Origin of the sequence: Endozoicomonas sp. ONNA2, from assembly GCF_024606365.1 — a bacterium.
In the GTDB taxonomy this organism is placed as follows: domain Bacteria; phylum Pseudomonadota; class Gammaproteobacteria; order Pseudomonadales; family Endozoicomonadaceae; genus Endozoicomonas.
In genome coordinates, this window is sequence record NZ_JAHHPO010000041.1 from 1 (window position 1) to 4,550 (window position 4,550).

A 4,550-nucleotide genomic window follows, 5' to 3' on the forward strand; every position below is an offset into this window, starting at 1 on the left:
AGCTAAATATCCTATTATCGGGATGATCGTTCGACCGATTCTGTCGCCCTGGAGTGGGCGCACGTTTATGAAATATCCGGACTATCTTTTTTCACCAGATTTTGGCCTGAATTTCTTTCCAAAAAGGACAAATATTGTTTTTTATTCGGGCATGCTCCCACGTTAACTACGATGCGAACACACGATTCCCCCCTTTCCAATTGTGTATTACCGACTGCGGCCATTGAATATACTTCATCTGTAACAATGCAGCCGTTTTTTGGATAGGGATATTGTTTAATTGTTTCAGGGATATGTTTTTTTCCAAGAATATGTGCAGCAATAGAACTAAAATACGAAAACCACGTTTTTTGTGGTGCTTTTTCGGCAAAGAGCAAATCTCCACCGGAGTATTCACTGTCCCCCTGCTTGCATGGCGAGATGACAGTTGTCATGGTTAATGGGGCCTGGGAAGAACTCAAAGGAAGATCTACTATTCCCGGGTTGTCTGAAGTGAGTGTGTATTTAGTTATGTTGGCAACCATCGGTACTTCCTGTAAGGACCAACCGCCTAGAGTTGCCATTTTTTCCATGTTGGAGCAGATGAAGTCAGACATTGATTCAGTAGCTTTTAGTCTATTTAGCTCATCTGTCACTTCATCTTGGTTAGCTATTTTGCAAGAACTGTCAAATTTGACATAGGGCGCTCTTAAGCTAGTTTCTGACACGTTTGATCCATGAATCATGTATGTAGATGTAGACCCGAACACATACACACTTTCACAACTCTGAATGGGGCATTTACTAATTTCAAAACGTTCGAAACCCATTTCCTTTGAAAAATCGTAATCCTTGTCAGAAACACTTTTTACATTTTTTGAGTCCTGGTATACCTGATCAAGTGTTTCTTTTTTAAAACAGCCTTCAATCCTGGTAATAAATCGGCCCATAAACGTTGGGTTATTACTTGTAGGGTCTTTCACTTCACCAGCTTCTTTGTTCAAAGCTTTGCTCAGTTCGATGTTATAACGTGGAGTAATAGTTTCCGTGCCTGGCTTTAACATAACCAAATCCTCATTCAAAAATTAAAATGGCCAACCTATGGAGATCACTACATAAGTTGAAACTTACTCATATTCTGACATTGGCAGTTATGAAAAAGTTCCATGCTGATTGAAACGGCGTTTTCCACCATTTTCATGGGGTAGGTCCAGAGGAATTTTTCTGGGCAGGGATAAAATGTCTGTTATCACAGAAGTGCCTCCCCCAATACCGCTTCTTCAAATTCCGAATACTCTCAAACTTCTTGGCCAAGGATCTTCCTTTGATTTTTCGCATAATTTTGCCAGGGGCCATATTTGGTGCTGCTGACACCAACAGATCTGACCCTTGCTGATTATACCTTTGAGAATTTCAATCTCCGGGAATGACTTTACAACTCCAACATTGTTTTACCATTCTATGTTGTATTGTATTATTCAGATTGATTTATCACGGATAAACACAATGTCTCAGTACGTTTACACCATGAACCGGGTGAGCAAAATCGTTCCCCCGAAACGTCAGATTCTGAAAAATATCTCCCTCTCCTTTTTCCCGGGGGCCAAAATTGGTGTCCTGGGCCTCAATGGCGCGGGTAAATCCACCCTGCTGAGGATCATGGCCGGGGTGGATAAAGAGTTTGACGGTGAAGCCCGCCCCCAGCCCAATCTGAACGTTGGCTATCTGCCCCAGGAGCCTGAGCTGGACCCGGCCAAATCCGTCCGAGAAGTGGTGGAAGAGGTACTGGGTGAAGTCAAGGCAGCCCAACAGCGTCTGGATGAAGTTTATGCCGCCTACGCCGATCCGGATGCTGACTTTGATGCCCTGGCCACGGAACAGGCCCGTCTGGAAAACATTATTCAGGCAGCTGATGCTCACAACCTGGAGCGCAAGCTGGAAGTGGCGGCCGATGCCCTGCGCCTGCCTGAGTGGGACGCCAGAATTGAACACCTCTCCGGTGGTGAGCGTCGCCGTGTGGCCCTCTGCCGCCTGCTGCTCTCCAGCCCGGAAATGCTGCTGCTGGACGAACCCACCAACCACCTGGATGCGGAATCCGTGGCCTGGCTGGAACGCTTCCTGGTTGAATACCCCGGAACCGTGGTTGCCATCACCCACGACCGTTACTTTCTGGACAACGCCGCCGGCTGGATTCTGGAACTGGACCGGGGGGAGGGCATTCCTTACCAGGGCAACTACAGCGCCTGGCTGGAACAAAAAGAGCAGCGTCTTGAACAGGAACAGAAGCAGCAGGATGCCCGCCGCAAAGCCATGGAGCACGAACTTGAGTGGGTTCGCTCCAACGCCAGGGGCCGCCAGTCCAAATCCAAGGCTCGTCTGGCGCGCTTTGAAGAGATGCAGTCCCAGGACTTCCAGAGCCGGAACGAAACCAACGAAATCTACATTCCACCCGGCCCACGCCTGGGCGACAAGGTGATTGACGTCAACAACCTGTCCAAAGGATTTGGCGAGCGCCTGCTGATTGATGACCTGAGCTTCAGCATTCCCAAAGGGGCCATCGTCGGCATTATCGGTGGTAACGGTGCCGGTAAATCTACCCTGTTTAAAATGATCACCGGGCAGGAGCAGCCGGATTCCGGTACCGTTGAACTGGGAGATACGGTCAAGATATCCAACGTTCAGCAACTTCGTGATGAGCTGGACGACAGCAAAACTGTCTGGGAGGCAATTTCCGACGGTCAGGACATCCTGCGCATCAACAACTACGAAGTGCCGTCCCGCGCCTATATTGGACGCTTTAACTTCAAGGGTGGTGATCAGCAAAAGCGTGTCGGGGAACTCTCTGGTGGTGAACGGGGCCGTCTTCAGCTGGCCGCCACATTAAAAGACGGTGGTAATGTACTGCTGCTGGACGAACCGTCCAATGACCTGGACGTAGAGACCCTGCGAGCCCTGGAAGAAGCCCTGCTGGCCTTCCCCGGCTGTGCCATGGTGATCTCCCACGACCGCTGGTTCCTGGACCGTGTCGCCACTCATATCCTGGCCTACGAAGGCGACTCCAAAGTAACCTTCTTTGAAGGTAACTACACCGAGTACGAAGCTGACCGCCTGGACCGCCTGGGTGCAGAAGCTGCTGGTCCCCATCGTATTAAGTACAAACGTATTGATGCTTGACTATATCTGCTCGATCACCTGAGTTAATTCGAGGTGATCGGGTGTTATCCGGTTAAGCTTCAGATCAGAATAAGAAACTATCGGTATTATACTCCCCAGAGGGAATTCCTAACGTACTTTCACTGACAGGCCGTTGAGAGCTGGGCGTGATACAATTTGCGTCTACCGTTTCCATCGGGCAATTGGAATGAAAACCGCCAATAGAATCAACCTGAACGTCCTGAAAAGCGCTCATCCGGGAATATTGATGACCTTCGAAAAATTTTTCAGAAGGGGTTGTTTCGAATAACTTCTTATATTCCAAACCCTTTTTTTCCAGCTCCTGTTTCAATCTGTCCCAGCTAAAAGATTTGGTAGGTGGATCGAAAATGGTGCGAAGAGGGACAGAGTTATGTTGGTCATTAATAAAAATAGCGTTGTATGTCCATAAATCATAATAGTAGATGAATAGATCTGTGGTGCGGTCAAAAATAGCTGGATACTTGTCTCTCAGGTTGAGAAATAATAAATCGGTTCGAACGTCTTCCAGAAGATTTGTGAAAGCAGCTACTGGAGTTTTCGCTTTGTTAATATCTGCAGACGAATAGCACAATGGTCTCGGGGGCTCGTTGGGATTGAACTGCACATCTATCGTAATCGCTGGTTTATGGTGAATGTATTGAAGGCTTTGAAGGATTCGAATTCTGCACCGCCCAATGATTCTATATAAGGCAACAGAAGAGATTCGTACTGTTTTTGATAAGACACCTGAGTGAATTTATACTGTTTTTGAGCAAATGAATGCTTGAGCCAGTCAATAATTTCGTCATGGTTGTTCTCCAGAAAGTTTTCTGCTGTATCTTGACGCGGGAAATTTGCAAAAGGATAAGGACAGGCAGCTTTCATGCCGGAGGTAATCGAGGCCCTGGTACCTACGACAGTACAAAGGTTTTCAGTGCATTCCAGTGGCAAACTCTCTCTTAATGATGTGCTATCATCGTAGACTTTAATGGTTGAGGGGCTGGCAAAAGCCTTGCACTCAGGACATTTCGCCTGTTCATTTAATGCTTTAGTAGCGCATTCTGAGTGGTACACATGGAAGCAGGGTAACAAGGATAATTGTTTTATTTCAGCATTGGTGAAAGTTTCCAGGCAAACAGCGCACTGACCTTTTAGGGCAGCTTCTACTCGCCAAGATGACTGTGTAAGTTGAAGTTGGTGCCCCTTGAAGTTTGCATTATTAGCTGGAGACGTTGATTCAGAAGTGTGGACTGTAGTCTCAGGGATAGCATGTTTGGGCTGTGTGCAAATGTGGGTGTTATTCAAGTTGTACATAAACTTTTCCTATAGTTAAATCCAAACGTTAGCCCGGATATTTCATAAACTGCCCCGAATCTCGCGCAGGACTTTGTCGCTCT

4 protein-coding genes and 1 pseudogene are annotated in these 4,550 nt (G+C 47.2%); 1 reads left to right on the forward strand and 4 read right to left on the reverse strand.

Features of this window, described 5'->3' with window-relative positions; translation table 11 throughout:
• Nucleotides 1-65: 65 nt before the first annotated feature.
• On the reverse strand, nt 66-1,043 hold the full coding sequence (locus tag KDK14_RS00505) for a hypothetical protein (RefSeq protein ID WP_257263056.1): 978 nt from the start codon (nt 1,041-1,043) through the stop codon (nt 66-68).
• A gap of 172 nt (nt 1,044-1,215) precedes the next feature.
• Nucleotides 1,216-1,400: pseudogene (locus tag KDK14_RS00510) on the reverse strand (transposase); the annotation flags it as partial.
• Between the two features lie 85 nt (nt 1,401-1,485).
• Between KDK14_RS00510 and ettA the strand changes: the two are divergent.
• Nucleotides 1,486-3,153: an energy-dependent translational throttle protein EttA gene (gene ettA / locus KDK14_RS00515; RefSeq protein WP_257263057.1), complete on the forward strand. Its 1,668-nt coding sequence runs from the start codon at nt 1,486-1,488 to the stop codon at nt 3,151-3,153.
• Nucleotides 3,154-3,217: 64 nt separating this feature from the next.
• Here the strand turns inward: ettA and KDK14_RS00520 are convergent, their stop codons facing one another.
• Nucleotides 3,218-3,778 carry a hypothetical protein gene (locus tag KDK14_RS00520; protein ID WP_257263058.1) on the reverse strand — a complete coding sequence of 187 codons (561 nt, stop codon included), beginning with the start codon at nt 3,776-3,778 and terminating at the stop codon, nt 3,218-3,220.
• Between the two features lie 2 nt (nt 3,779-3,780).
• Nucleotides 3,781-4,467 carry an RING finger domain-containing protein gene (locus KDK14_RS00525; protein ID WP_257263059.1) on the reverse strand — a complete coding sequence of 229 codons (687 nt, stop codon included), beginning with the start codon at nt 4,465-4,467 and terminating at the stop codon, nt 3,781-3,783.
• Nucleotides 4,468-4,550 lie beyond the last annotated feature (83 nt).

What these genes read in the sequence shown, in the direction of transcription:
- KDK14_RS00505 (WP_257263056.1), bottom strand. Translation starts at nt 1,043, where the DNA reads ATGTTAAAGCCAGGCACGGAAACTATTACTCCACGTTATAACATCGAA.
- ettA (WP_257263057.1), top strand. Translation starts at nt 1,486, where the DNA reads ATGTCTCAGTACGTTTACACCATGAACCGGGTGAGCAAAATCGTTCCC.
- KDK14_RS00525 (WP_257263059.1), bottom strand. Translation starts at nt 4,467, where the DNA reads ATGTACAACTTGAATAACACCCACATTTGCACACAGCCCAAACATGCT.